The sequence below is a fragment of the Candidatus Methanoperedens nitratireducens genome (assembly GCF_900196725.1).
In the GTDB taxonomy this organism is placed as follows: domain Archaea; phylum Halobacteriota; class Methanosarcinia; order Methanosarcinales; family Methanoperedenaceae; genus Methanoperedens; species Methanoperedens nitroreducens_A.
Genome location: NZ_FZMP01000073.1, coordinates 1 through 1,047, shown reverse-complemented (window position 1 = coordinate 1,047; position 1,047 = coordinate 1). Strand labels below are relative to the sequence as shown.

Below are 1,047 nucleotides of genomic sequence, written 5' to 3'. Positions count from 1 at the left end.
GAGAATGTTATTTAATCATCAATCCTAAGGAGGTTCTTCTGGCTATCTATCGCCTTATAAGAGCATATGAACAAATCTATCGTTGCAGTCAATGACCCCGTTTTGAAAAACGAGGCATCTCGGCGCTGATGCTCGAGGGTTTTGCACCACTTTTGGTTATCTTGGATTCTGATTCTCAACTCAGGCGCAAATTCCACTCTGCAATGCTGCCGATAGAATGGAGTATGATGTAATCTTATGCGGTAGCCTTCGATATTATTATCTTTTTATCTTGTACAGAGAAGTTTACTTCAGTTCCCTCTTGTATGGCAAGGGCATCGGCTATTTCCTTGGGTATTCTGACTGCGATACTGCCTCCAAGATTGAAGGTTTTGCGCTTGAACAGATCTACAAGTCTGTCATGTTCTTTTTCATCTATCCACTCATCTCTGCATTGAGGACAGATTTCAACAGTAGCCCATACCCCTTTTTCTATCTCCTTACGTTCTTTTCTCATCTCTGTTTCGCATAGGGGGCACTTTGTCATATTTTATTCCTCTATTGTCAGTATATAAATCGTCCCGCTTCTAACGGTGTAAACGAAACGTATCCTTGCATCTCCAATTTCACTCTGAATAATCCCGATCTCTCCATCTTTACAGCACTTTTTTATATGTTTACCTGTTTTCAGGTAATGCCGTACTTCATCGGTTTTCATCTGGAAACGTTCTTTTAATCGATTGGATGCGTGTATTCTGTATTTTATTGGAGCTTTATGGAAGTCGATCAATAATTATCAATATCTAAGTAATACTGATAATATATTAATTTATCCCAACGATTTACTGAAGTTTACATAATTGATTATAAATGTTGATTAATATATTAAATATTTTAATAGAATTAACAATTTTTTCTAGAAACGTATTTATAGCAAGATGTGAAAATATTATGGAACTAATAAATTGTCGAAGGTGATAAAATGGGTTTAGAAAAATATCTTATGCCTGATGAAAAAATTCGCTATGAACATCCAACCCAAGCTATAGTCAAGTTTTCAAATAATCG

General features: G+C 35.8%; 2 protein-coding genes. Both read right to left on the bottom strand.

All coding sequences use genetic code 11. The features are described 5' to 3' along the window. Nucleotides 1-235 precede the first annotated feature (235 nt). Nucleotides 236-526, bottom strand: a complete 291-nt coding sequence (locus MNV_RS05790) for an AbrB/MazE/SpoVT family DNA-binding domain-containing protein (RefSeq protein WP_096204407.1) — start codon at nt 524-526, stop codon at nt 236-238. A 3-nt stretch (nt 527-529) separates the two neighbouring features. Next, a complete protein-coding gene (locus tag MNV_RS05785) occupies nt 530-697 on the bottom strand; it encodes a hypothetical protein (protein WP_218837916.1) in 168 nt (55 codons plus the stop codon). Nucleotides 698-1,047 lie beyond the last annotated feature (350 nt).

What these genes read in the sequence shown, in the direction of transcription:
- MNV_RS05790 (WP_096204407.1), bottom strand. Translation starts at nt 526, where the DNA reads ATGACAAAGTGCCCCCTATGCGAAACAGAGATGAGAAAAGAACGTAAG.
- MNV_RS05785 (WP_218837916.1), bottom strand. Translation starts at nt 697, where the DNA reads ATGAAAACCGATGAAGTACGGCATTACCTGAAAACAGGTAAACATATA.